Source organism: Micromonospora sp. NPDC001898, from assembly GCF_042891255.1.
Lineage (GTDB): Bacteria > Actinomycetota > Actinomycetes > Mycobacteriales > Micromonosporaceae > Micromonospora.
In genome coordinates this window covers 1-25,364 of sequence record NZ_JBIATC010000014.1, presented here as the reverse complement: position 1 = coordinate 25,364, position 25,364 = coordinate 1, and the positions used below count along the sequence as shown (strand labels likewise).

The window sequence follows — 25,364 nt, the reverse complement described above, 5'->3', positions numbered from 1 at the left end:
CCCAGGCCGCGATCAGTACTTGCGGTTGGGCAGGGCCGCCTTGGCCTGATCCTGGGTGAAGGTGGTCTCCTCGGTCTCGATCCGGGGCGACACCTGCTCGCCGTCGTGGGCCTTCTTCACGAGGTCCATGAGCTGCGGGCCGAGCAGCGGGCTGCACTCGGCGATGAAGTTGAACTTGCCGTCGGCCAGGGCCTGCATGCCGTCCTTGACCGCGTCGATGGTGATGATGGTGATGTCCTTGCCCGGCACCTTGCCGGCTGCGGTGATCGCCTCCAACGCGCCGAGGCCCATGTCGTCGTTGTGCGCGAACAGCACGTCGATCTTCGGGTTGGCCTTGAGGAACTGCTCCATGACCTGCTTGCCACCGGCCCGGGTGAAGTCACCGCTCTGCGAGGCGATGGTCTTCAGGCTCGGGTTGACGGCGGTCGCCTCGGCGAAGCCCTTCTTGCGGTCGTTGGCGGGCGCCGAGCCGGTGGTGCCCTGGAGCTCGACGATGTTCACCGGGCCCGACGTGCCCTTCTTCTGCTCGACCAGCCACTCGCCGGCCAGCCGGCCCTCCTTGACGAAGTCGGAGCCGATGAAGGTCTTGTAGAGGCTCTTGTCGGCCGAGTCGACGCTGCGGTCGGTGAGGATCACCGGGATGTCGGCGTCCTTGGCCTCCTTGAGCACGGTGTCCCAGCCCGACTCCACCACCGGCGAGAAGGCGATCACGTCCACCTTCTGCTGGATGAAGTTACGGATCGCCTTGATCTGGTTCTCCTGCTTCTGCTGCGCGTCGTCGAACTTCAGCTCGATGCCCGCAGCGGCGGCCGACTCCTTGATCGAGGTGGTGTTGGCCGTCCGCCAGCCGCTCTCCGCGCCGACCTGGGAGAAGCCCAGGACGATCTTTCCATCGTCGCCGGCGTCGCCGGTGTCGCTGTTGCCGCAGGCCGCCACGCTGCCGACGAGCAGCACGGTGGCCAGGGCCGTGGCGGCGGCGCGCCAGGGCCGGGAAGGCATTCGCATCTTTCGCATCAGTTCTCCTCGGATTGGTGTGGTGGGGTGTGGTGGGGTGGCGCCGACCGTCCGCCGGACGGACGGTCGTACCCGGGGGCGGTTCAGGAGGTCGCCGCCGAGGTGCCGCGTTGGCCGTAGGCGTTCTGGTAGCGGTGGTACAGGGCATCGATGTGCGCCTGCGCCATCGGCGCCGGGTCGCCGAGGACACGGGTCAGGTGCGCGGTCCGGGCGACGTCCTCGCACATGACGGCGGCCTTGACCGCCGCACGGGCGTCGCGGCCGATGGTGAAGACGCCGTGGTTGCGCATCAGCACCGCCGGCGAACGGTGCCCGGAGAGGGTGGCCACGATGCCCTTGCCGATATCGTCGCCGCCGATGAGCGCGAACGGGCCGACCGGGATCTCGCCGCCGAACTCGTCGGCCTGCGCGGTGAGATGGCAGGGAATCGCCTCACCGCGGGCCGCCCAGGCGGTCGCGTACGCGCTGTGCGTGTGCACGACACCGCCGACCTCGGGCATGGCCCGGTAGACGTAGGCGTGCGCAGCGGTGTCGCTGGACGGCGCGAAGTCCCCCTCGACCAGGGTGCCGTCGAGGTCGCACACCACCATCGTGGCCGCCGACAGGTCGTCGTAGTCGACACCGCTCGGCTTGATCACCATGAGGTCGCTGCCGGGCACCCGTGCCGAGACGTTGCCCGAGGTCCAGGCCACCAGGTTGTAGCGGGTCAGCTGGCGGTGCAGGCGGGCAACGGTCTCGCGTAGCTCGTCCGCCTGTCGGGTCGCCTCGGCATTCATCCGACCATCTCCCACAGGGTCTCGGTCCGGCCCGCCGTCGTGTCCAGGGCCGCGTTGCGGATGGCCCGCAGCCGGAGCATCACGTCGTTGCCGCCGCGACCGAAGTGGTCGTGCAGCCGCCGGTATTCGGCGTAGAGCGCGTCGTAGGCCCGCGCCCGCTCTGGGTCCGGCCGGTGCACGGCCTCGTGCACCCGGCCCATGGCCTGCGACGCCTCCTCGATCGTGGGGTACGCGCCGGCGGCGACGGCGGCGTGGATCGCCGAGCCCAGCGCCGGCCCTTGCGCGGAGGCGATGATGTTCAGCGGGCGGTTGGTGACGTCGGCGTAGATCTGCATCAGCAGGTCGTTGGAGGTCAGGCCGCCGGCGATCACCAGGTCGTCGACCGCCACTCCGGCGGCGGCGAACGCCTCGATGATCATGCGGGTGCCATACGCGGTGGATTCCAGCAGCGCCCGGTAGACGTCCTCCGGCCGGGTCGCCAGGGTCAACCCGACGATCATTCCGCTGAGGTCGTGGTTGACCAGCAGCGACCGGTTGCCGTTCCACCAGTCCAGCGCGATCAGGCCGTGGGCGCCGACTGGCTGGGCGGCGGCCATCTCGGTGAGACGTTCGTGGCTGGCGACACCGGCCGGGGCGGCCTGCGCGACGAACCAGCCGAAGATGTCCCCCACCCCGCTCTGCCCCGCCTCGTAGCCCCAGGAGCCGGGGCTGATGCCGCCGTCGACGACGCCGCACATGCCGGCCACGCTGGCGGGGCGGGTGCCGTTGACCACATGGCAGGTGGACGTGCCCATGATGGCGACGAGCCGTCCGGGTCGCACCGCCTGCGCGGCGGCGGCGGTGACGTGGGCGTCGACGTTGCCGGCGGCCACGGCGATCCCCTCCGGCAGACCGGTCCACCCTGCGGCCCGGGCGGTGAGCGCCCCGGCGCGGGCGCCCAGCGGCAACAGGGGGCCGTCCAGTTTGGCAACGAAGTCGCCGAAGGCCGGATCGAGGGCGGTGAGAAAGTCGATGCCCGGGTAGCGGCCGTCCTGCCGGATGCCCTTGTAGCCGGCGGTGCAGACGTTGCGTGTCTCGGTGCCGCACAGCTCCCAGACGATCCAGTCCGTGGCCTCGATGAAGCGCTCGGCCCGGTGGTAGACCTCCGGGTCCTCGCGGAGGATCTGCAACCCCTTGGCGAACTGCCACTCGGCCGAAATCTTGCCGCCGTAGCGGCCGATCCACGGCTCACCGCGCTCGTGGGCCAGGGCGTTGATCCGGTCGGCGTCCGCCTGTGCGGCGTGGTGCTTCCACAGCTTCACCCAGGAGTGTGGACGCTCGCGCAGCTCGGGGACCTCACACAGGGGCGTGCCGTCGGCGAGCGTCGGCAGGACTGTGCAGGAGGTGAAGTCGATGCCGATGCCGATGACCTGTGCGGGGTCGACGCCGGCGGCGGCCAGGGCCGCGGGCACCGCGTGGCGCAGCACGTCGCGGTAGTCCTGCGGGTTCTGCAACGCCCAGTCCGGGGGCAGCGGCTGCCCGCCGGGAAGGGCCGCGCTGATGACCCCGTCGCCGTACTCGTGCACCGCGGTTCCCAGTTCGGCACCGTCGCGGACCCGGACCACGAGGGCCCGGCCGGACAGGGTCCCGAAGTCGACACCGACGACGTAGCCGTCGCCCGCTCCATCGACACGGTCCATGTTCACCTCCACCGTTTGACGCGGATAGTGTTAACGCTCACATCCACTCTCGTCAAGGCATCTGTTCGCAACAGCTGCATAACGAGGCGGTTGCGGGGGGTCGGCGTCGCGGCACGGGGGGCTGCGGCTGCCGGAATGCCCGGGGTGGCGGGAGGGGGCCGGGATGGTGCGTCTTCAGGTCAGCTGCGCGATGTGGAAGCACCGGTCGCGGCAGAGGCGGCTCCTGGCGCACCCGCTCGCGCCGCACGAGCGCCTGCGGCACTGCGCGAGCCGACGCGACGCGGTCGAGGGAAACACCACCCTCTACGCGACCCGGCCGGGGAGACAAGGATCCCACTCGACACCACCGTGTTCTTCCAGAGCCCGTCGACCAGCGACGCGGAGCGGGATGCCAGGGCCAGGAAGCTCCGCCCGCCACGACGGACGGCGGCGCTGACGGCCGGCCGACGGTGGCCGCGCGATCAGACCCCGGTCCGGCACCACGCCGAGTCACGTACGTCTATGCATTGCGCATGTTAGCGCTAACAGATACCGTCGGCCACGGAGGCGAAGGGCACGCCTCCACGCTCCACCCGACCCGCACCCGGCCTGGTGGAGCGATACACGGCCAACGCCGGCCGATCCGCCTCCGGGCGTCTCCGGGCGTCTCCGGCGGGCGCTGCGCGCATGGCGGGTCGGGCTGGCCGCCCGACCCACCCGGGAGCCACGGCGCGCGCCGCCCACCTCCGCGTGGCGACCCCGCCCCGACCACACGCCGACCAAAGTGCCGGCCGGGCAGCGGACGGCCGTCGTCTCCACCCGGTCGTGCTGAACAGATGTTCCCATCCACCCCCCTGGGAGGCACTGGTGAAACCCCCACCGCCACCGCTGATCAGACTGCGGCGCTCTGTCGCCTGGTTCGTCAGCCTGCTCCTGGTCTCCACGTTGCTCCCGGCCACCGCCGCCAAGGCCGACAACCCGATCGTCCAGCACATCTACACCGCCGACCCGGCCCCGCTGGTGCACGGCGGCCGGGTGTACCTCTACACCGGCCACGACGAGGACGGCTCCACGAACTTCACGATGAAGGATTGGCGGGTCTGGTCGTCCGCCGACATGGTCAACTGGACCGACCACGGCTCGCCGCTCAACGTCGGCACCTTCAGCTGGGCGAAGGCGAACGCGTGGGCTGGCCAGGTCATCGCCCGCAACGGCAAGTTCTACTGGTACGTGCCGGTGACCGCCACGTCGACCAACTCGATGGCCATCGGGGTGGCGGTGGGCGACAGCCCCACCGGACCGTTCCACGACGCCATCGGCCGTCCCCTGGTGGCCAACGGCGAGATCGACCCGACCGTCTTCATCGACGACGACGGGCAGGCGTACATGTACTGGGGCAACCCGAACCTGTGGTACGTGAAGCTGAACGCCGACATGATCTCGTACTCCGGCAGCGCCACCAAGATTCCCCTCACCACCGCCGGATTCGGCACCCGGACCGGCAACGCCAGCCGGCCGACGCTGTACGAGGAGGGTTCCTGGGTCTACAAGCGCAACGGCCTCTACTACAACGTCTTCGCGGCGGAGTGCTGCTCGGAGTTCATCGCCTACTCCACGGCCCCCGGCCCCACCGGGCCGTGGACCTACCGAGGCACGATCATGCCGAGGCAGGGCGGCAGCTTCACCAACCATGCCGGGGTCGTCGACTTCAACGGCGGCTCGTACTTCTTCTACCACAACGGCGCACTGCCCGGCGGCAGTGGTTTCACCCGGTCGGTAGCCGTGGAGAAGTTCGCCTACAACAGCAACGGCACCATCCCGACGATGAACATGACCACCACGGGCGCTCCGCAGATCGGCACGCTCAACCCGTACGTGCGTCAGGAGGCCGAGACCATCGCCTGGGGCTCCGGCATCGAGACGGAGCCGGCCAGCGAGGGCGGGATGAACGTCGGCTGGATCGAGAACGGCGACTACATCAAGGTCAAGGGCGTGGCCTTCGGCACCGGCGCGTCGTCCTTCAGCGCCCGGGTGGCCTCGGCGGCCAGCGGCGGCACCATCGAGGTCCGCCTGGACAGCCCCACCGGCACCCGGGTGGGCGCCTGTGCCGTGCCCGGCACCAGCGGCTGGCAGACCTGGCAGACCGTTTCCTGCGGAGTCTCCGGCGCGACCGGCACCCACGACCTGTACCTGCGGTTCACCGGTGGCAGCGGCTACCTGTTCAACGTCAACTGGTGGCAGTTCCAGAAAGCGTCCGGGTCGACACCGACGGCAACGCCCACCCCGACGCCCACGCCGACCTCCACCCCGACCGTGACCCCGACGCCGACCCCGACGGGCCCCGGAGGGCTGTCCTGTGGGGTCACCAACGAGGTGGTCAACACCTGGCAGGGCGGCTTCGAGGGCCGGCTGACCATCACCAACGGGTCCGTCCCGGTCACCGGCTGGCGGGTGAGCTTCACCTTCCCCAGCGGACAGACGGTGTCGCAGACCTGGAACGGCGCCCACAGCCAGCAGGGCAACCAGGTGACCGTCACCAACGCCAGCTACAACGGCCAGCTCGCCGCAGGCGCAACCACCACCGTCGGCTACATCAGCGCCACCACCGGCAGCAACCAACCGCCGACCAACCTGACCTGCACACCCGCCTGACGATCGTGATGGTCCGCCCCGCCCCACCGGGGCGGGGCGGACCATCACCCCACCACCGTCCACCGCCCATAACGAGTCCCCCCGGCCGGGCCCTGGTCCGAGCCGCAGTCCCATGGAGGATCCATGTCATCCCCGTCCCTCAGCCGACGCCAGCTGCTGCAGGCCGCCGGTGCCACCGCCCTCGTCTCCGCCGCCGGCGGCACCATCCTCGGTCAACTGCCGGCCGCCGCGGCGGTGGTCCCCCCGGCGCGGGCGGACATCGGCGTCTCGGCGTACCCGTTCGACCTCGGTCAGGTACGGCTGACCGCCGGCCGCTTCCAGGACAACCAGAACCGCACGCTGAACTACCTGCGCTTCATCGACGTGGACCGGATGCTCTACAACTTCCGGGCCAACCACCGGCTCTCCACCAACGGGGCCGCGACGAACGGCGGCTGGGATGCCCCGAACTTCCCCTTCCGCACCCACATGCAGGGGCACTTCCTCACCGCCTGGGCGCACGCCTACGCGGTGCTGGGCGACACCACGTGCCGGGACAAGGCCAACTACATGGTCGCTGAGCTGGCCAAGTGTCAGGCGAACAACAGTGCCGCCGGGTTCAACACCGGCTACCTGTCCGGCTTCCCCGAGTCCGACATCAGCGCGGTCGAAGCGGGCACGCCCGTCGCCGTGTCGTACTACTGCATCCACAAGACCCTGGCCGGACTGCTCGACGTCTGGCGGTACATCGGCAACACCCAGGCCCGCGACGTCCTGCTGCGGTTCGCCGGCTGGGTCGAGTGGCGCACCGGCCGGCTGAACTACAACCAGATGCAGACGGTCCTGAACACCGAGTTCGGCGGCATGAACGAGGTGCTGACCCAGCTCTACCAGTACACCGGTGACGGGCGCTGGCTCACCGTCGCTCAGCGGTTCGACCACGCCGCCGTCTACGACCCGCTCGCCGTGAACTCCGACACCCTCAACGGCAAGCACGCCAACACCATGCTGCCCAAGTTGGTCGGCGCGGCGAAGGAGTACAAGCAGACCGGCACCACCCGCTACCGCGACATCGCCAGCAACTCGTGGAACATGATCGTCGGGGCGCACACCTACGCCATCGGCGGCAACAGCCAGTCCGAGCACTTCCGGCCACCCAACGCGATCGCCGGCTACCTCAACAACGACACCTGCGAGCACTGCAACACCTACAACATGCTCAAGCTGACCCGGGAGCTGTGGCTGCTCGACCCGAACCGGGCCGCGTACTTCGACTACTACGAGCGTGCTCTGCTCAACCACCTCATCGGCGCGCAGAACCCGGCGGACAGCCACGGTCACATCACCTACTTCACCCCACTCAAGCCGGGCGCACGCCGGGGGGTCGGCCCGGCCTGGGGTGGCGGCACCTGGAGCACCGACTACGACTCGTTCTGGTGCTGCCAGGGCACCGGCATCGAGACGAACACGAAGCTGATGGACTCCATCTACTTCCACAACGGCACGACGCTGACCGTGAACCTGTTCGTGCCGTCGGTGCTGACCTGGTCGCAACGCGGGATCACCGTCACCCAGAACACCACCTACCCGGTCAGCGACACCAGCACGCTCACCCTGTCCGGCACGATGAGCGGCTCGTGGAGCATCCGGGTGCGGATCCCGGCGTGGACCACCAACGCGACGATCGCCGTCAACGGGGCGACGCAGAGCGTGGTCACCACGCCCGGCAGCTACGCCACGGTCACCCGCACCTGGGCGGCAGGCGACACCATCACCGTACGGCTGCCGATGCGGGTGGTCTTGCAGGCGGCCAACGACAACGCCAACGTCGGCGCGGTCACGTACGGCCCGGCGGTGCTGTGCGGCAACTACGGCAACACCGCGCTCAGCGCCCTGCCGACGCTCAACGTCTCGTCGATCACCCGGACCAGCACCAACTCGCTGGCGTTCACCGCCACCGCGAACGGGTCCACGGTCAACCTCGGGCCGTTCCACGACGCCCAGGGCTTCAACTACACGGTCTACTGGAACACCAGCGGCGGTTCCAGTGCCAGCAGCCACCGCCTCGTCAACGTCGGCACCGGCCTGGTCCTCGGCATCAAGGACATGTCCACCGCCGACGGCGGGCTCGCCGTGCAGTGGGGCGACAGCGGGACGGCCGACCACAACTGGGTCATCGTGACCGATGGCGACGCGGTCCGGTTCCGCAATGTCAACAGCGGCAAGGTCCTCGGCGTGCAGAACATGTCCACCGCCGACAACGCCGTCGTGTTGCAGTGGTCCGACAACGGCACCGCCGACCACCGGTGGACCCTCCTGGGCCAGGGCGACGGCACCTACAAGATCCGCAACGTCAACAGCGGGAAGCTGCTCGGTATCCTCAACGGCTCGACCGCCTGGGGCGCGCAGGCCGTGCAGGACTCCGACAACGGCAGCGCGGACAACCGCTGGCGGCTCGTCGCCAACCAGTAGGCGGCGATCGGTCGAAACCGGGCGCCGGCCCGAGGCGCCGGGCGGGACGGCGAGGGCTCTCGGTCGCACGAATGGCAACGCGCCAGGAGATCGGACGCATACGACGAACCATCGTCGACCTCACTCCGCTGGTCATGGGCACTGAGCGATGACTTGATTTGTCGAGACGAGACATCCGCGACGCGGAGCCCTTGGCAGAAGCGCGGCGGCCCCGCGACACGGTCGGCATGTCCCACGTGTCGCGGGGCCGCCGCGAGGGTGTCTGACCCCGGATCGGAGCGCGTGGGGTGGCCGCCGCGCCGCTCTCAGCGGGCCGTGCCGGCGCGACGCTTGTTGTAGACGTCGAAGGCCACGGCGACCAGCAACACCAGCCCCTTGACCACCGACTGGACCGACTGGTCGACGCCCATGAGCTGCATACCGTTGCTCATCACCGCCATGATCAGGCCGCCGACCACGGCACCGACCACGGTGCCCACACCACCGGTGACGGCCGCGCCACCGATGAAGGCGGCGGCGATCGCGTCCAGCTCGAACATGTTGCCCGCAGCGGGCTGGGCGCCGTTGGACCGCGAGGAGTAGATGACCCCGGCGACTGCCGCCAGGAAGCCCATGTTGACGAACATCCAGAAGTTGACCGTCCGCACCTTCACCCCGGACAGCGTCGCCGCCGACAGGTTGCCGCCGATGGCGTAGACCTGCCGGCCGAAGACGGTACGCCGGGTGAGCAGCCCGTAGACCAGGACGAGAACGGCCAGCACGATCAGCACGATGGGCAGTCCCCGGGCGTGAGCCAACTGCCAGGCGAAGTACATGATGACCGCCCCGACCACCGCCACCCGGGCGACGAACAGTGGGAACGACTCCACCGGCTGCTGGTACCGGACCCGGGCCACCCGGGTCCGGAAGCCGCTGACCACGTACCCGGCCACCGCGACGGCCCCGATGAGCAGGGTGAACGCGTCGAAGCCCTGACCGCCGAGCAGTCCGTTGAGGAAGCCGGCGGCGACCTGCTGGTAGTCGGCCGGGAACGGCGACAGCGAGATGTTGTCCAGCACCCGCAGGGTGAGGCCGCGGAACAGCAGCATGCCCGCCAGCGTCACGATGAAGGCGGGGATCCCGGCGTACGCGACCCAGAAGCCGTGCCAGGCGCCGACCACCACCCCGACCGCCAGCGCGGCCAGGATGCCGACCCACCAGGGGTAACCCTCCCGGATGACCAGCACGGCGGAGACCGCCCCGGTGAGCGCGACCACCGAGCCCACCGACAGGTCGATGTGCCCGCCGATGATCACGATCACCATGCCGATCGCCAGCACCAGGATGTAGGAGTACTGCAGCACGATGTTCGTGATGTTGCCGGGGCTCAGCGACACCCCGTCGGTCAGCACGGCGAAGAGCGCGACGATGACGACCAGGGCGACGTAGATGCCGCTCTGCCGCAGGTTGTTCAGCACCAGCGCCCGAAGGTCGCTGGTGCCGGTGTGCAGGGCGACGCCCGGGGCCTTCCCGGTGGGCTGCGGGGCGGGGGCCGACGAGGTCTTGACGCTGGTCATCCCACGCGCTCCTTGTCCTTCGTCATCAGGTCCATGAGGTACTCCTGGGTCGCCTCGACCACCGGCACCTGGCCGGTGATCCGGCCGGCGGCGAGGGTGTAGATGCGGTCGCACATGCCCAACAGCTCGGGCAGCTCCGAGGAGATCAGAATGACCGCCTTGCCGGCGGCGACGAGCCGGTTGACGATCGTGTAGATCTCGAACTTCGCCCCGACGTCGATCCCCCGGGTCGGTTCGTCGAGGATCAGCACGTCCGGGCTGGTGAACAACCACTTCGACAGCACGACCTTCTGCTGGTTGCCGCCGGAGAGCTTGCCGACCACCGCCATCACGCTGGTCGTCTTGATGTTCATCTCGCGTCGGCTCCGCTCGGCGACCTCGATCTCCTCGTTGCCGTTGACCCAGCCGAGGCGGGCGAGCCGGCCCAGTGCGGCGGCGGAGACGTTGCGCCGGACGTCGTCGATCAGGTTGAGGCCGAAGCGCTTGCGATCCTCGGTGACGTAGGCGATGCCGTGGCCGATGGCCTGCGCGACGGTGTGCGCCCGCACCTCCCGGCCACGCACGAACAGCCGGCCGCGCACGTCCCGGCCGTACGACCGGCCGAAGACGCTCATCGCCAGCTCGGTCCGCCCGGCGCCCATCAGTCCGGCGATGCCGACCACCTCGCCGGCGCGTACGTCCAGGCTGACCCCGTCGACGACCAGCCGGTCCTGGGTGGGGTGCCGCACGCTCCAGTTTTCGACCCGCAGCACCTCCTCCCCCGGCGACGAGACCCGATCGGGGTAGAAGCTGTCCAGATCCCGGCCGACCATCCCCCGGATGATCCGCTCCTGGACGACGGCCCCCGACGCCATGGCGAGCGTCTCCACCGTGCGCCCGTCCCGGATGATGGTGGTCGAGTCGGCGATCGCAGTGACCTCGTTGAGCTTGTGCGAGATCAGAATGCAGGTGATGCCCCGCTCCCGCAGCCGTCGCAGCAGGTCGAGCAGGTGTGCCGAGTCGACGTCGTTGAGGGCTGCGGTCGGCTCGTCCAGGATGAGCAGGCGCACCTTCTTGGACAACGCCTTGGCGATCTCGACCAGCTGTTGCTTGCCGACGCCGAGCTGGAGGACCGGGGTGACCGGGTTCTCGTGCAGGCCGACCGAGGCCAGCAGGTCGGCGGCGTCAGCGTTGGCCCGGTTCCAGTCGATGAGGCCGCCCAGCCCACGGCGCTCGTTGCCGAGGAAGATGTTCTCGGCGATCGACAGGTGCGGCACCAGGGCGAGTTCCTGGTGGATGATGACGATGCCGTGGGACTCGCTGTCGCGGATGCCCCGGAAGTGCACCGGCCGACCGTCGAAGACGATCTCGCCGTCGTAGGAGCCGGTCGGGTGTACGCCGGAGAGCACCTTCATCAGGGTGGACTTGCCGGCGCCGTTCTCGCCGCAGATGGCGTGGATCTCCCCTCGGCGCACCGCGAGGGAGACGTCCTGCAGTGCGGTGACCCCGGGGAAGGTCTTCGTGATGCGTCGCATCTCGAGGATGGTGTCGTCCATGGTCAGCGTCCTGATCGTCAAGGCCGGAGGCGGGCTCGCGGTGCCTTCGGGCGCGGCGACGGCCGTCGCCGCGCCCGAAGGCCGGCTCACTTCTTGGTCTGGCCGGCGGCGACCTCCTCGGCCGTGTAGTAGCCGGAGTCGATCAGCACCGTCTTGATGTTGTCCTTGTAGACGGTCTGGATCGGCAACAGGTGCGCCGGGACGACCTTGACCCCGTTGTCGTAGGTCTTGGTGTCGTTGGCCTGCGGCTGCTGGTCCTTCAGGTACGCCTCTGCTGCGAGGACGGCCTGCTCGGCGAGCAGCCGGAGGTCCTTGAACACCGTCGAGCTCTGCACCCCGTCGTTGATCAGCTTGATCGAGGCGACCTCGGCGTCCTGGCCGGTCACCACCGGCAGCTTCTTCTTACCCTGGCCGTAGCCGACGTTCTGCAATGCGGTGATGATGCCCCGGGAGATCCCGTCGTACGGCGCCAGCACGCCGTGGACCTGCGTGCCGTCGGCGTAGCTGGAGGTGAGCAGGTCCTCCATCCGCTTCTGCGCGGTCTCCTGCTGCCAGCGCAGGGTGGCCGCCTGCTCGATGCGGGTCTGGCCGGACTTCACCCGCAGCGAGCCGTTGTCGAGGAACGGCTTGAGGGTGTCCATCGCCCCGCCGAAGAAGTACTGGGTGTTGTTGTCGTCGAGCGAGCCGGCGAACAACTCGACGTTGAACGGGCCGGTGGCACTGCCCCTGGAGCCGTCCTTGTTCTGCAGGCCGAGGCCGACCAGCAGCGCGGTCGCCTGGGCGACGCCGACCTTGTAGTTGTCGAAGCTGACGTAGAAGTCGACGTTCTTGCTGCCCCGGATCAGCCGGTCGTACGCGATGACCGGGATCTTCGCGTCGGCGGCGGCCTGCAACTGGCCGCTGAGGGCGGTGCCGTCGATCGCCGCGATGATCAGCACGTCGGCGCCCTGGGTGATCATCTGGTCGACCTGCTGGGACTGGGTCGGGATGTCGTCGCCGGCGTACTGCAGGTCGACCTTGTAGCCCTTGGCCTCCAGCTTTTCCTTCACCGCCTTGCCGTCGGCGATCCACCGCTCGGAGGTCTGGGTCGGCATCGCGACGCCGATGGTCAGGTTGGCGGGTTTCTCCCCGCTGGTGTCACCGCCGCTGCCGGCGCCTTCGCCACTGCACGCGGCCAGGCTGAGCGCCATTGCCGCGGAACCGAGAGCGACCAGGAATTTCCTGCGCACAGGTTTCTCCTCTCTGGAACTCCCGTCGAACGCCGGGACCACCTGTCACCTTGGGGTGAGTGTTAGCGTTCACATAGCTCCTCGTCAACACCCCTCCGGAAATCCGGATGTCACGGTCCCGTAACGGGGATCTTGCGAATTTCCGCCCGGTTTCAGCCCGCCGGCCGCCGTCCAGCAAGGACGACCTGGGCCACCCGCCCCACCATTGGCCCGATCCGGCACCGGCCGGCCACCCGCCGCCGCAGCCGGGCGGCGACGGTGGCTGGCGGGGGAGGCCGGCCGGGACCGCGCCCCGTTCGCGGTTTACGTCGGCGGCTGCGGCACCCGGCTAGCGCTGGGTCCAACGCTGGTTCGCCGCCGCGGTGCAGGACCAGAGGATCACTGCACTGCCGTTGGCGGTCCCGTTCTCGTACACGTCGAGACACAGGCCGGACTGCCCGTTACTGATGGTGCCGTTGGCGTTGAGCGTCCACCGCTGGTTGGCCCCGCCGTTGCAGTCCCAGATCTGGACCTTGGCGCCGGCGGTGGCGTTGAGCGGGGCGTCCAGGCACTTGTTGAGGGACTGCAGGGTCTGCCCGTTCACTGTCCAGCGCTGGTTGGCGGCCCCGTTGCAGTCCCAGATCACCGGCTGGGTGCCGTTGGCGGTGTTGCTCTGCGGGACGTCCAGGCAGCGCCCCGAGGAGACGCTCGCCAACGCGCTCGACGTGGACGGCGGTGGGGTCGTCGTCCCGCCGCTGACGCGGATCACCACCGTGCCGTGCGACGGCACGCTGGCGCTGATGGTCCCGCTGGTGGTGGTGGCGGCGTTGGTCCAGGCGTCCAGCAGCGTGAAGGAGGACCCGGACTTGCCGATGGCGGCGGCGGTGGTCGAGATCGTCGTCGTCGAACCGCCCTGGTTGAACAGGGCGACGGCGACGTCACCGTTGGCCAGCCGCTTGGCGAGCACCCGCCGGGTGCTGTCGAACGAGACCTGGGTGGCCTGCAGCGCCAGCGGGTCCTGGTTGATGGCGATCAGGTTGGCGTTCTTGAGGATGGTCTGGGTGGCCGACGTCATGTTGCGGATGTCGTTGCCGGCGATCAGCGGAGAGGCCATCACCGCCCACATCGCGAAGTGGCTGCGCATCTCCGTGTCCGTCATGCCACCCCGGCCGACCTCCATCATGTCCGGGTCTGTGAAGGCCCCCGGCTTCGCGTACGGCGCGAGCGGGACGGTCACGTCGATGATGTTCTGGACGCCCATCGGGTAGCCGTTGGTCTGGCCGGTGTTCCAGGCGTTGGTGATGTCCTCGGTGGTGCGCCACATGTTGGCCACGTCGCCCCAGTTGCGCTGGGGGCCGGTCTTGGCGTGGATGCTGTTCGGGTTGATGCTGTACACGATCGGCCGCCCGGTCGCCGCCAGCGCGTCCCGCATCTTGGCGAACGTGGCGACCTGCTCGTCGATCGACCCGGTCGGCGAGCACCAGTCGTACTTGAGGAAGTCGACCCCCCAGGCGGCGAACTGTCGAGCGTCCTGCGCCTCGTGGCCCAGGCTGCCGGTAGCGCCCGGGTACGAGCCGAAGTACTGGGCGCAGGTCTTGTCCAACGGCACCTGGTAGATGCCGAACTTCAGCCCCTGGCCGTGCAGGTAGTCGCCGAGGGCCCTCATCCCACTGGGGAAGCGCGTCGGGTCGCCCTGCAGGTTGCCGGCGGAGTCGCGGTTGGGGTTGAACCAGCAGTCGTCGACGACGACGTACCGGTAGCCCAGGTCGCGCATCCCGCTGCTGACGATCGAGTCGGCCATCTGCCGGATCAGCGTCTCGCTGATGTTGCAGCCGAAGGAGTTCCAGGAGTTCCACCCCATCGGGGGCGTGCGGGCCACCCCGTTCTCCAGGGCCTGCGCCGCCGGGGCGTGCACGCCGGTCAGGACACCGGCCAGGAGCAACCCGGCCGCCAGGGCCCGCCCCCAACGGCGGGCTCGCACGAATCGCTTCACCAGAGTCTCCCGTCAGTGATGCCGTCCGGGCGCGGCGCAGGGCGAAGTGGAGCGGGACACCCAGTTCGCCACGCTGACCATGTGAACGTTCACATGAACCGTTTCCATGTTACGGAACCGCTTCGTCACATTCAACTGACTCGATTTCGCGACTACCGTCGACCTGCCCTCGCGCGGAAGTGGCGAGCTGCCTCCCGACGGCCTCAGCCCTCTCGATCGCACCTCTCGGCGGAGGGCGGGGCGGCGGCATGGCGCCGCGCCGTTGTCGGAGTTCCCCCGGCCCGCGCACAGGAAGTCACGCTGCTCGGACCGCCACCGTGGGTCGCCCAGAGGGTGGGACACGCCGCCGGCGGGTTGGCGGAACATCACGACTTGACGAACGGCATGTTATCGCTCACAGTCGATGGCCAGAGACGACGACACCTGCGGCTTACCGGGCGAGCCTGCGTCGTCAACCTCGAATCCGCCGTGCGCCGGGGCATGCAGACGTCCTCTCAACGCCTGCGCCCCGCCACGCGCCGCGGTGCGCCCATTTTCGGGTAGACCGTTTGGCTCTTGGTTATCAAAAGGAGGATCATGTCTGCTTTAAGTAGATCTCCATCGATCGCGCTGCCGTCGCGGCGGCGAGGGTGGTTGCTACGGTTCGCCGCCGTCGGCGTGGCGGCGGTGATGGCCGGCGTTGCCGCGGCGGCGGTGGCGTCGACACCCGCCGCTGCGGCGACAGTGGACACGAACACTTGGTACGTATTGGTCAACCGCAACAGCGGCAAGGCCCTGGACGTGTACAACCTGGCCACGAATGACGGTGCACGGATCACCCAGTGGGCCCGGAACAACGGCAACCAGCAGCAGTGGCAGTTCGTGGACTCCGGCGGCGGCTACTACCGGTTGAAGTCGCGGCTGTCCGGCAAGGTGCTGGACGTCTACAACTTCTCGACCGCCAACGGTGCCAGCGTCGTGCAGTGGACCGACGGCAACGGCACCAACCAGCAGTTCCGGCTGGCCGACTCCGACGGCGGCCACGTCCGGTTGATCAACCGAAACAGCAACAAGGTGGTGGAGGTGCAGGGCGCGTCAACCGCCGACGGCGGCAACATCGTGCAGTACGACGACTGGAACGGCGCCAACCAGCAGTGGCAACTCGTCCGCGTCGACGGCGGGGGCAACCCGACCACTCCGCCGCCCGGCACCTGCGCTCTGCCGTCGACGTACCGCTGGAACTCGACGGGCCAGCTGGCGAATCCGAAGTCGGGATGGGTCTCGCTCAAGGACTTCACCCACGCCCCCTACAACGGCAGGCAGCTCGTCTACGCGACGACGCACGACACGGGGACGTCGTGGGGTTCGATGAACTTCGGCCTCTTCTCGAACTGGTCTGAGATGGGCTCGGCCAGCCAGAACACGATGCCTTTCGCCGCTGTCGCGCCCAGCCTGTTCTACTTCGCTCCGAGGAACATCTGGGTCCTCGCCTACCAGTGGGGTGGGACCGCCTTCTCCTACCGGACGTCGACCGACCCCACCAATGTGAACTCGTGGTCGTCGCAGCAGACGCTCTTCACCGGCAGCATCTCCGGCTCCGGCACCGGGCCGATCGATCAGGCAATCATCGGTGACGACACGAACATGTACCTGTTCTTCGCCGGAGACAACGGCAAAATCTACCGGGCCAGCATGCCCATCGGGAACTTCCCGGGCAATTTCGGCTCGACCTACACGACCATCATGAGTGACACGACGAACAACCTGTTCGAGGCGGTTCAGGTATACAAGCTCCAGGGCCAGAACCGGTACCTCATGATCGTCGAGGCGATCGGCTCGCAGGGTCGCTACTTCCGCTCGTTCACGGCCACCAGCCTGGGCGGTACGTGGACCCCGCAGGCCGCCACCGAGAGCAACCCCTTCGCCGGCAAGGCCAACAGTGGCGCCACCTGGACCAACGACATCAGCCACGGCGAACTGATCCGCAGCAACGCCGATCAGACCATGACCGTCGACCCCTGCAACCTGCAGCTGCTCTACCAGGGGCGTTCCCCCAACTCCGGCGGCGACTACGGCCTCCTGCCCTACCGGCCGGGTCTACTGACCCTGCAACGCTGAGGGTGTGACACAGGTCCGGCCCGAGTGTTCCTGAGGGGCGGGCTCGGTGCAATGCCGAGCCCGCCCCGGTCCATGCGGGGAGCCACGACCGTTCTGCTGCCCGCGCTGTCGGCGGTGATCATGCTGGGCCGATTCCCCCGAATGAAAGACCACGTCATCGACCTCCACCTCCCATAGGAGAAGTCTTGTGAGGAAACACAGAGCGATTAATGCCGCCTTGGCATCGGCTGGCACCGTCCTGCTGCCACCGGCCGCGGTCGCCGTGGCGTTGCCGGCCGACGCCGCGACCGAAGGCTGCTCGGTGGACCACATCGTGTTGTCGCAGGCGGCTGCGCGCTCCGGTGGGCCGGATGGACGAACTCATCGACGACCACGAGCACGACCGGGCCTTCCATGACACGGTCATGCAGTCGTCCGGTAACCGCATCGCCCGCGGTGTCGTACGGGCGCTGGAGAGCCAGGTCATCAACACCGCGCGCTACATAGGCCGCACCGAACGTCGACGTCCGACCTCGGCCACAGGCGTATCTACGAGCGCATCGCCGCCCACGACCCGGACGGTGCGGCGGAGGCGATGTTCACCCATATCACCGAGGCCGGGCTGGTCCGGCGCCGCGGTTCGGGCAAGCCGGTCCGCCTGCAACGCTGACCCCGGTGGTGGGCTCGATGGTCCGCACTCAGGATCTTCGCCACGTCGATCCGGGCGGGAACGGCGCCCGCCCCCGGAATGCGGGAGCAGGCGCCGCCGCCTGAGATCGCCATGGCACCGACCAGCATCACGAGAACTGCGCGAAGAACCTCCAGATCTCACCCTTGGTCCAGGTCGTGATGCCGCTCTCGGCGTAGGTTCCGTCCACCGGCCCGGGTATGTGACCGTTGTCGAACGCAGCCCACTGGACCGGGTAGCCGGCCCGGCATCCCGAGTAGGTGGTCGTGATGTGCGTACGGCTGCCCGCCCCCGGCTCGCGCGGGCTCTGGGCTGCGCAACCGTTGTTCCGGACGAACGTGTCGCGCAGTGACCGCCCCTGGGCGATGTTGAGGACGTTGTCGGAGATGCCGTGCAGCCCGAAGTACGCGATGGGCTGCGTGCCGCCGCTGCACCCGCTGATCTGCCCCCCGGAGATCACCGCGACGGCCCGGAAGACGTCGGCCCGCGCGCAGGCGAGGGCGTAGCTCATGCCGCCGCCCCAGCTGAAGCCGAGGGCGAACCGCTGCCTCGGGTTGACACAGAGGTCGCTCTCGATCCGCCTGATCATGTCGTCGACGAGGGTGACGTCCTCACCGCCGGCATTGCCCCAGCCGTTGCCGAGCCCCTGCGGTGCGACCAGGATCGCGCTGTTGTTCGACTGCTCCTGCTGCCCGTAGTAGGACCAGGCGGCCCCGCTGGTGCCGCCCGAGGAGATCTCCTGCATGGTGCCGCCCCGCCAGTGGAACGCGAAGATCAGCCGGTAGGGGTTGTTGTTGTTGTAGTTGGCGGGCACCCGCAGGATGAAGGAGCGGCTCTTGCCGTTGCTCTGAATCGTGTGCGTGCCGCTGGACAGCGTCGGCACCCTGCCGCACCCGGCGCCACCTGACGGCGGGTTGCCGCTGTCCGCGCGGACAAGCTGCCACTGCTGGTTGGCACCGTTCCAGTCGGAGTACTGCACGATGTTCCCGCCGTCGGCCGTCGAGGCGCCCTGCACCTCCACGGCCTTGCCGCTGTGCCGGCTGATCAACCGGACGTGGCCGCCGTCCGAGTCGGCCAGCCGGAACTGCTGGTTCGTCCCGTTGAGGTCGGACCACTGCACGATCGCACCGCCGTCGGCGGTCGACCAGTTGTGCACGTCGAGAACCTTGCCCGAGTGCCGGGACTTCAGCCGGTAGTAGCCGCCACCCGAGTCCACGAACTGCCACTGCTGCTGGTTACCGTTGTTCCGGGACCACTGGGTGATCCGGGCCCCGTCATTGGTCGCGAGGTTGTACACGTCCAACGCCTTGCCGCTGTTCCGGTTCACCAGGACGTACCAGGCGTTGGTGTCCACGGTCGCAGCCGCTGCGGGCGCCGCGTTCACCGCGACGAACGTGCCGGCCGCCATGACCGCGGCCGCCGCCGCGGCCAGCCCTGACCGCCAGCGACGCCTGCGTGGAGAGGCGAGATGAGCCTCACCGATGGCCTTCATGGTCCACTCCTTCGATCGGGGTCACCCACGAGCAGAACGCACGCGCGTGCCCTGGCGTGTGTGCCGGCCTCTGCTGGTGGCGTCGGCACATCGAGGTGTTGTGCGGGTGGAGATGCGGCCACCGGCCCACGTCCCGGCCGCAGCCCGGACCGGCCGAGAAGCAGGACCGCGCCGACCGCGGCGGTGCATGGCCTGGCTCCCGGCAGCCACGCGACCCGCAAGTCTGTGCCGACGGAACGGTCGGCCTAACCGATGCGGATCAGTTGCCACTGCTGGTTGTTGCCACCCCAGTCGGCGTACTGGACGATGTTCGCCCCGTCAGCGGTGGACGCACCCTGCACCTCCACGGCCTTGCCGCTGTTGCGGTTGATCACACGTACGTAACCCCCGGCTGATTCGGCGAGGCGGAACTGCTGGTTCGTGCCGTTGCCATCGCTCCACTGCACGATCGCCGCGGCGTCGGAGGTGGAGAAGTTGTAAACGTCCAGCACCTTGCCGGAGAGCCTGGACTTCAACCGGTAGTAGCCACCACCCGAGTCCACGAACTGCCACTGCTGCTGGTTACCGTTGTTCCGGGACCACTGGGTGATCCGGGCACCGTCGTTGGTCGCGAGGTTGTACACGTCCAACGCCTTTCCACTGTTCCGATTCACCAGCAGGTACCAGGCACTGGTATCCACCGGGGAGCCCGGCGGAGGCGTGGAGGGCGGGTTGGCGCCGGCGTTGAGGGCGTTGAGAACGGAGGTGTACGCCGCCTTCTTGTTGCCTGACCGATCGAACAACAGGGCGTCGTCGGTGCCGCGCCAGGAGTCGCTGTCCCGCACACCCCAGACCGTGATGCCGTTGCAGCGCGAGACAGCCAGGCAGGCGCGGGTGACCGTGGCGTAGATGTTGGCCTGGTTGGAGCCCGTCATGACGTCGAGTTCGGTGATCTGCACGTCGACGCCGAGGTCGGCGAAGCGCTGCAGATTGGCCTGGTAGTCCCCCGGGACCGAGGTGCCCAGGTGGGACTGGAAACCGACACAGTCGATCGGTACGCCACGGGCCTTGAAGTCCCGAACCATGTTGTAGATACCGGTCGATTTCGCATTGACGCCGTCGGTGTTGTAGTCGTTGTAGCACAACTTCGCGCCGGGATCGGCCGCCCTGGCTGCGCGGAATGCCGCCTCGATCCAGTCATTGCCCGTACGCTGCAGGTTCGAGTCACGCCGGCCGCCGCTGCCCCCGTCGGCGAATGCCTCGTTGACCACGTCCCAGGAATGGATCTTCCCTCGGAAATGGGTGGCCACCTGGGTGACATGGTTGATCGCGGCGTTGCGCAAGGTGGTGCCGGACAGACCCTGCGCCCAACCCGGTTGCTGCGCGTGCCACAGCAGGGCGTGACCGCGCATGCTCATGCCGTTGGCCTGAGCGTGACTGACGAGACGATCGCCGCCCGTGTAGCTGAACCGACCCTGTTGCGGCTCGGTGGCGTCCCACTTCATTTCGTTCTCGGCGACAACGCTGTTGAATTCGCGGTTGAGGATGCCAACGTACTGACTGTCGGAGAGCTTGCCCGTCGCGACGGCCACGCCAAAGTAGCGGCCCTTCTCTGCGGCGGACGCTTTCAGGGTCGTGCCGGCACTGGCCGTCGAGGCCAGCGCCACCGTCATACCCGCGGTCAGTGCGACGGCGATAGTCGCCGCCGACAGCAGAGTTCTCTTGGTTCTCATGTCGTTCCTTCTCGTTGTCTTGCACCGGTGGTGGTGTGGTGCCCTTTCGCTCAGGGGAGCCGGTCCGGGACGGCAGACCGGTTCGCTGACGGTCAGATGGGTGAGTGGCGGCGCCTCCAGGTGCGCACCGCCGGTCATCGTCGGCCGGTCCGCGCTGGCTCGGGCAGTCCGACCGGCTGTCGCAGACAGCTGCTGATGGTCCTGAAGCGACGTCCGTATGCCCTGGGGGCTGCCCTGGACGCGAGGTTCGGCCAGCGAGGCTCGCCCGGTGAGCCACAGATGCCGTCATCCTCGACATCGAGAGTGAGCGATAACATTCCGTTCGTCAAGACGTGACGGGGCATCCATGCCCGCGCCCTCCGGAACACCGTTCCATCCGAACGAATCTTGTCCGCGTCCCTCGCCGTCGCCATGGAACGGGCTGCCGAGGGCGCCGGCTCGGTGTCACGGGCGCATGGGACGATCATCTTGTTATCGCTCACATCGTCCAGCCGAGAAAGACACCGGCGCGACCAGGGCCCGCGCGCCACCGCCCCCCTGCCACACCCGATGCCCTCGCCGTGAGCCTGCTCGCCCTGTCGGTGTCGAGGGGCAGTTCCTCGCGGGTGCCCACGAGGTCCGCGCCATCAGCGGCCGGGTGATCACGATCGCGCCGGTCACGACGCCGACGTGCAGCGTGAGGCCGGGCGTCCAGCCCAAGGCCCGCAGCAGTGGACGGGCGAATGGAACGCGGCCGGGCCGCTACTTCGATGCCTGGCCAGTCCGGACCGGCCCGAGGTGCGTCGAGCGCACATTCTGAGGTGTCGGTCGCGTGAGTCGCCGGTTGCGATGCGCGAGTCCGCTTCAGGACTGGTCCGGTTCAGGGCTTGCGGACGGCTGGTCGCTCGCGCAGGGCCAGCGCGTACAGCACGGCGATGATCAGGGCCGCGGGCATGTCCGCTCTGATCCACTGGGAGCCGGGCCAGCCTGCGGAACTGGGCGGGCTGCAGCCCGGTGAATCGCAGCACCCACCATGACGCAAACAACGATCATCATACTCAAGGATTCGCAACCACCACGGGTCGTTAGGATCAGGGCCTGTTCCTCGTCTATGCGGGGGTGATCCGGAGGGCGACCCCGTGCGGACCTGAACGAAGGTCTGTTCCCCGCGCAGGCGGGGGTGATCCCGACGTGATCACCGTCGAAGGTCTGCACGACTCGCGTCCCCCGCGCATGTGTGGTGAAGCGAAGCGGCCCCGTCACCCCTTCCGGGTGGCGGGGCCGCTTCGCACTGTGGTTGATGTGTGTCAATTTATCTGTCAAGCTCGGGCTTCGGATCGAACAGAGTGGAGCCCGAATGCCCGCACTTCGTCGGATCGTCGCAGCCACAGTGCTGGCCGGGACGGTGTCCGCGGCCGTCCTGCTCGCCGGACCGGCATCCGCCGCCGAGACCAAGGCCTTTTACGGCAGAGGCATGAACAACAACTACTTCACGGCGCTGTCCTTCGCCACCAACAACGCGCGCTCGCTCGCCAGCGCGGACGGCTTCGACCCGGACACGCAGTGCAGCCACGGCGGAAGCTTCACGACTCAGCCGTGGCCGGGCCTCTACTCGGTGCTGGCGCAGATCAACTGCACCCGCTGATCACAGGCGCCCCTGCTGCCTCACGGCGTCTAGCTACGACAGCGCCCCTGCTTTGGCCGCACGGCTGGGCGGGGGCGCTGCTGCGTGTCGGGGCCCAGGCTGCGTGCCGTGGCCTGCCGACCGATGCCGCCACACCTCCCGTGGGTGTGGCCGGCGGCGTGGCGACCGGCGCGGCGGTGTTGTCGGTGCTCACGTCGATCGTGTCGGTGGCCGGAGGGGAGCCGGGCTCCCCGTGCCTGGTCCCCGGCGAGCTGTAGCCACACCGCACCACACGCGAACGCCCCCGCCCAGCCTTCGGGCTGGGCGGGGGCCTGAGGGTGGCGGCTACACGATCATCGGGGAAGGCATCGTCATCGGCGGCTGCGGCTGGGTCATCCGCCGCATGGTGGGTACGCGCAGGCGAGCCCGCGCGCAGGTGGCCGAATTGGCCAGCCAGGTGGGCGACCTGCGCGAGTTCGCCGCACAGCGGAGGGTGCCGGCGGGCGGCCGTAGGGGCGGTCGGGCAGCCCTACGTCTCGCGGACCGCCGGTCCGGGCCGCGGCCCAGTCGACGCAGGCACTCTGGGGCTGCCGCTCGGCGTCCTCGGCCAAGCCGATCGAACGGAGGCGGCCCGAGCCCAGGGATACGCCGAGGGGTACGTCGACGGCATCGCCCGCCGGGTCCAGGATTTCCCTGCAGGCTGAGTTCCCCTACGGCGCCCCCATGACGAGTCAGGCCCCCTCCACCGGAGGGGGTCTGACTTGCTGTTTTATAGATCAGTTCTTGGTGTCCGAGGGGGGATTCGTACACGAGCCGACGACAAGGGCGTCGGTGTGTCTGGTGACCGGGTTCCACGAGCCCAGATCGGTGTTCGTCCACCAGCGGCTCCCCATTCCGAGCCCATCCGCCCACCGAGCCGCCGCTGCGGCAGCCTGACGGCACCTTCGGTGGTGCTCGCGCGGCTTGGGGTGCCCCTGGATCGGGTTGTCCCGGTAGGTTGCAGGCTCCGGAGTCCGTTCTGGGTCGGGGTGGCTGACGCGTGTCGAGCATGGAACAGATCATCGGGGAGCTGCGCGCCCTGACGGCGGGGGTTGAGCGGGCCCAGGGTCTCACGGCGGCGATCGACCGGCAGGCTCAGGAGATCGCCCTACGGGCTGCCGCCGCGGGGTTCGCCGGGGTCGCCGCAGGGATCGCCCGGGTACGGGCGATGGTCTCCACCGTCCAGGGCGGGTTGGGCAGCGTCGCCGCTGCGGTCGGGGAGGCGACCACGGCCGCCGCAGGGGTTCCCCGGCAGGCCGCCGCGCAGGAGACCATCGCCGCGCTGGTACCGGTGCAGCAGGGCATCGCCGCTGCCCGCGAGTGCGCCACCGCGACGATCAGCCACCTCGACGACGCCCGGCACCTGGTCAACGTGGTTCTGCATGGCGGGCAACCGGGCCCGCTCCTGCAGGCCCTCGACGGCGTCAAACAGGTCCTCGTGCTGCTCGTGCAACGCGCTGGCACCGCCGGGCAGGCCGTCGACGCGGCGACCGGCCAGGCCCGGCAGCTCGGGTCCCCGGGAAACTGACCGGGGCTGACCGGCACCCACCGGCCAGCCCCACCCCGACCACCAGCACCGACCCCTCCCCCGCCGAACCCAGCCACGCTCGGGGCTCGGCCGAGGTGTTCCCGCCGTGGAGCCGGCAACCCACCGGCGTCCCCGGCGGCACACCGACCGGCCCACGTACCAGAATCGGACCCAAGGTGGATGCCAGCACCCGACGAGCCCTGGAGCTGGAGAACGAATGCGCCGACAGCATGGCCGCCAAGGGCTACCAGGTGCACCAGAACCCCACCCCGGCGCAGACCAGCGACGCCCGCGAACGCACCGGCGACCACGGCAACCCGGACAAGGATCCCGACTACCTCGTTGAAAGTCACGTCTTCGACTGCTACTCCCCCGGCGCCCGCACCTCCGTGCGCAACGTCTGGAGCCAGGTCCGGGAGAAGATCGACGACAAACAGACCCAGCGGGTGGTGGTCAACCTCCAGGACTGGGAAGGTGACCTGACCGCGCTACGCCGCCAGTTCGACGGCTGGCCCATCGACGGACTGAAGGAACTGGCCGTGGTGAAACCCGACGGTACGATCCAACAGATCATCCGGCGACACTGAACAGAGGCGGGGGCGGACATGGGCGTCGAGTTCCGGCTGATCATCGTCGGCAATCCACCCGTCGAGGAGATCGCCGCCCTCACCGCAGCGCACCCCGACGAGACGCCGCGACCGACAGCGAACCCGGGGCTGTTCACCGCCCGCCTCTACGACCAGCGCGGCTACGCCATCACCGTCCGATCCGGCACCCACGGCTACTACGAAGCCGAAATTGACGACGGCACCCGCTGGGAATGGGAACCCGAAACGTACGTCAACATCACCTTCTCACCCCACACCGACGACCTGGCCGACAAAGCCATCCCCAACATGATCACCACCGTCGCCAAGGTCCTAGCCGGCCGGGACGAGGACGCCGCCCTCATCCAGGACGGCAACCACCTCCTGCTGACCCGAACCAACGGCGTCATCCACCTCCACCACCACACCGACTGGTGGAACCACTACCACCTCACCCACCTCATCACCGGCTGAATCCACCTCCCGCCCGCACCACCTACGCGGCACCGGACCAACGTTCGGGATCGAAGCACGTACCAACCCAGGGCACCAGGGCCGTCGATGTCGGCCGTGGGGGTGACGAGATGCCGGCGCGCCGATGATCGATAGTCCGGAGCGACGCGCTTGCTGCTGGTGACGTCTGGGCCGGGCCTGGATGGGGAAGGTCGACCGGGTGGAAATGATCCTCACCGGAGGTGCATTGAGGCTTTTCCATCGTGATGGTGCTGGTCACGGTGGGTGCGGGGAGCCCGTGTCGACATAGGACGAGGCTCCCGGTAAGACAGCAGTCGACCAA

The 25,364-nt window shown here is 68.7% G+C and carries 19 protein-coding genes and 1 pseudogene; 10 read left to right on the top strand and 10 right to left on the bottom strand.

Going from position 1 to position 25,364, the window contains the following annotated elements; translation table 11 throughout:
• Window positions 1-12 precede the first annotated feature (12 nt).
• From ACFYZF_RS24035 to araB, 3 genes are all read right to left on the bottom strand, one after another.
• Window positions 13-999 (bottom strand): ABC transporter substrate-binding protein, encoded by a 987-nt coding sequence (locus ACFYZF_RS24035; RefSeq protein ID WP_387024439.1) that lies wholly within the window; start codon window positions 997-999, stop codon window positions 13-15.
• 98 nt (window positions 1,000-1,097) lie between these two features.
• A complete protein-coding gene (locus ACFYZF_RS24030; protein WP_387024283.1) occupies window positions 1,098-1,790 on the bottom strand; it encodes an L-ribulose-5-phosphate 4-epimerase in 693 nt (230 codons plus the stop codon).
• Window positions 1,787-3,469, bottom strand: coding sequence for a ribulokinase (gene araB / locus ACFYZF_RS24025; RefSeq protein ID WP_387024281.1), 1,683 nt, complete (start codon window positions 3,467-3,469; stop codon window positions 1,787-1,789). The genes ACFYZF_RS24030 and araB overlap by 4 nt, the downstream gene beginning before the upstream one ends.
• A gap of 190 nt (window positions 3,470-3,659) precedes the next feature.
• Between araB and ACFYZF_RS24020 the strand changes: the two are divergent.
• From ACFYZF_RS24020 to ACFYZF_RS24010, 3 genes and pseudogenes are all read left to right on the top strand, one after another.
• Window positions 3,660-3,797, top strand: a pseudogene (locus tag ACFYZF_RS24020) (DUF72 domain-containing protein); the annotation flags it as partial.
• 578 nt (window positions 3,798-4,375) lie between these two features.
• Window positions 4,376-6,100 carry a family 43 glycosylhydrolase gene (locus ACFYZF_RS24015; RefSeq protein ID WP_387024437.1) on the top strand — a complete coding sequence of 575 codons (1,725 nt, stop codon included), beginning with the start codon at window positions 4,376-4,378 and terminating at the stop codon, window positions 6,098-6,100.
• Between the two features lie 123 nt (window positions 6,101-6,223).
• On the top strand, window positions 6,224-8,551 hold the full coding sequence (locus ACFYZF_RS24010; RefSeq protein WP_387024278.1) for a beta-L-arabinofuranosidase domain-containing protein: 2,328 nt from the start codon (window positions 6,224-6,226) through the stop codon (window positions 8,549-8,551).
• A 305-nt stretch (window positions 8,552-8,856) separates the two neighbouring features.
• Here ACFYZF_RS24010 and mmsB read toward each other — a convergent pair whose 3' ends face one another.
• The 5 genes from mmsB to ACFYZF_RS23985 all read right to left on the bottom strand — a co-directional run bounded on the left by mmsB (window position 8,857) and on the right by ACFYZF_RS23985 (window position 15,574).
• Entirely contained in the window at window positions 8,857-10,107 is a 1,251-nt protein-coding gene (gene mmsB / locus ACFYZF_RS24005; RefSeq protein ID WP_387024276.1) for a multiple monosaccharide ABC transporter permease, read from the bottom strand.
• Complete coding sequence (gene mmsA / locus ACFYZF_RS24000; protein WP_387024435.1) at window positions 10,104-11,642, bottom strand: multiple monosaccharide ABC transporter ATP-binding protein; 1,539 nt, start codon at window positions 11,640-11,642, stop codon at window positions 10,104-10,106. The genes mmsB and mmsA overlap by 4 nt, the downstream gene beginning before the upstream one ends.
• 86 nt (window positions 11,643-11,728) lie before the next feature.
• Entirely contained in the window at window positions 11,729-12,871 is a 1,143-nt protein-coding gene (gene chvE / locus ACFYZF_RS23995) for a multiple monosaccharide ABC transporter substrate-binding protein (RefSeq protein ID WP_387024275.1), read from the bottom strand.
• 328 nt (window positions 12,872-13,199) lie between these two features.
• Window positions 13,200-14,711: a glycoside hydrolase family 27 protein gene (locus ACFYZF_RS23990; RefSeq protein WP_387024433.1), complete on the bottom strand. Its 1,512-nt coding sequence runs from the start codon at window positions 14,709-14,711 to the stop codon at window positions 13,200-13,202.
• A 626-nt stretch (window positions 14,712-15,337) separates the two neighbouring features.
• Complete coding sequence (locus ACFYZF_RS23985) at window positions 15,338-15,574, bottom strand: hypothetical protein (protein ID WP_387024447.1); 237 nt, start codon at window positions 15,572-15,574, stop codon at window positions 15,338-15,340.
• Here ACFYZF_RS23985 and ACFYZF_RS23980 point away from each other — a divergent pair.
• Both ACFYZF_RS23980 and ACFYZF_RS23975 read left to right on the top strand, forming a co-directional pair.
• A complete protein-coding gene (locus tag ACFYZF_RS23980) occupies window positions 15,513-16,940 on the top strand; it encodes a non-reducing end alpha-L-arabinofuranosidase family hydrolase (RefSeq protein WP_387024431.1) in 1,428 nt (475 codons plus the stop codon). The genes ACFYZF_RS23985 and ACFYZF_RS23980 overlap by 62 nt on opposite strands.
• Before the next feature lie 526 nt (window positions 16,941-17,466).
• Entirely contained in the window at window positions 17,467-17,589 is a 123-nt protein-coding gene (locus tag ACFYZF_RS23975) for a hypothetical protein (protein WP_387024429.1), read from the top strand.
• 127 nt (window positions 17,590-17,716) lie between these two features.
• Here ACFYZF_RS23975 and ACFYZF_RS23970 read toward each other — a convergent pair whose 3' ends face one another.
• A complete protein-coding gene (locus ACFYZF_RS23970; protein WP_387024273.1) occupies window positions 17,717-19,099 on the bottom strand; it encodes an RICIN domain-containing protein in 1,383 nt (460 codons plus the stop codon).
• Between the two features lie 245 nt (window positions 19,100-19,344).
• Entirely contained in the window at window positions 19,345-20,811 is a 1,467-nt protein-coding gene (locus ACFYZF_RS23965) for an endo-1,4-beta-xylanase (RefSeq protein WP_387024271.1), read from the bottom strand.
• A 1,336-nt stretch (window positions 20,812-22,147) separates the two neighbouring features.
• Here ACFYZF_RS23965 and ACFYZF_RS23960 point away from each other — a divergent pair.
• The 5 genes from ACFYZF_RS23960 to ACFYZF_RS23940 all read left to right on the top strand — a co-directional run bounded on the left by ACFYZF_RS23960 (window position 22,148) and on the right by ACFYZF_RS23940 (window position 25,042).
• Complete coding sequence (locus ACFYZF_RS23960) at window positions 22,148-22,435, top strand: hypothetical protein (RefSeq protein WP_387024269.1); 288 nt, start codon at window positions 22,148-22,150, stop codon at window positions 22,433-22,435.
• Window positions 22,354-22,692, top strand: a complete 339-nt coding sequence (locus ACFYZF_RS23955) for a holin (RefSeq protein ID WP_387024267.1) — start codon at window positions 22,354-22,356, stop codon at window positions 22,690-22,692. Before ACFYZF_RS23960 ends, ACFYZF_RS23955 begins: the two co-directional genes overlap by 82 nt.
• Before the next feature lie 761 nt (window positions 22,693-23,453).
• Window positions 23,454-23,981: a DUF6244 family protein gene (locus ACFYZF_RS23950; RefSeq protein WP_387024266.1), complete on the top strand. Its 528-nt coding sequence runs from the start codon at window positions 23,454-23,456 to the stop codon at window positions 23,979-23,981.
• Between the two features lie 230 nt (window positions 23,982-24,211).
• Complete coding sequence (locus ACFYZF_RS23945) at window positions 24,212-24,568, top strand: hypothetical protein (protein WP_387024427.1); 357 nt, start codon at window positions 24,212-24,214, stop codon at window positions 24,566-24,568.
• Window positions 24,569-24,586: 18 nt separating this feature from the next.
• Window positions 24,587-25,042, top strand: a complete 456-nt coding sequence (locus ACFYZF_RS23940) for a SitI3 family protein (protein WP_387024264.1) — start codon at window positions 24,587-24,589, stop codon at window positions 25,040-25,042.
• Window positions 25,043-25,364: the final 322 nt, after the last annotated feature.

What these genes read in the sequence shown, in the direction of transcription:
- ACFYZF_RS24035 (WP_387024439.1), bottom strand. Translation starts at nt 999, where the DNA reads ATGCCTTCCCGGCCCTGGCGCGCCGCCGCCACGGCCCTGGCCACCGTG.
- ACFYZF_RS24030 (WP_387024283.1), bottom strand. Translation starts at nt 1,790, where the DNA reads ATGAATGCCGAGGCGACCCGACAGGCGGACGAGCTACGCGAGACCGTT.
- araB (WP_387024281.1), bottom strand. Translation starts at nt 3,469, where the DNA reads ATGGACCGTGTCGATGGAGCGGGCGACGGCTACGTCGTCGGTGTCGAC.
- ACFYZF_RS24010 (WP_387024278.1), top strand. Translation starts at nt 6,224, where the DNA reads ATGTCATCCCCGTCCCTCAGCCGACGCCAGCTGCTGCAGGCCGCCGGT.
- mmsB (WP_387024276.1), bottom strand. Translation starts at nt 10,107, where the DNA reads ATGACCAGCGTCAAGACCTCGTCGGCCCCCGCCCCGCAGCCCACCGGG.
- mmsA (WP_387024435.1), bottom strand. Translation starts at nt 11,642, where the DNA reads ATGGACGACACCATCCTCGAGATGCGACGCATCACGAAGACCTTCCCC.
- ACFYZF_RS23990 (WP_387024433.1), bottom strand. Translation starts at nt 14,711, where the DNA reads ATGGGGTGGAACTCCTGGAACTCCTTCGGCTGCAACATCAGCGAGACG.
- ACFYZF_RS23980 (WP_387024431.1), top strand. Translation starts at nt 15,513, where the DNA reads ATGGCCGGCGTTGCCGCGGCGGCGGTGGCGTCGACACCCGCCGCTGCG.
- ACFYZF_RS23970 (WP_387024273.1), bottom strand. Translation starts at nt 19,099, where the DNA reads ATGAAGGCCATCGGTGAGGCTCATCTCGCCTCTCCACGCAGGCGTCGC.
- ACFYZF_RS23965 (WP_387024271.1), bottom strand. Translation starts at nt 20,811, where the DNA reads ATGAGAACCAAGAGAACTCTGCTGTCGGCGGCGACTATCGCCGTCGCA.
- ACFYZF_RS23960 (WP_387024269.1), top strand. Translation starts at nt 22,148, where the DNA reads ATGCCCGCACTTCGTCGGATCGTCGCAGCCACAGTGCTGGCCGGGACG.
- ACFYZF_RS23945 (WP_387024427.1), top strand. Translation starts at nt 24,212, where the DNA reads ATGGCCGCCAAGGGCTACCAGGTGCACCAGAACCCCACCCCGGCGCAG.
- ACFYZF_RS23940 (WP_387024264.1), top strand. Translation starts at nt 24,587, where the DNA reads ATGGGCGTCGAGTTCCGGCTGATCATCGTCGGCAATCCACCCGTCGAG.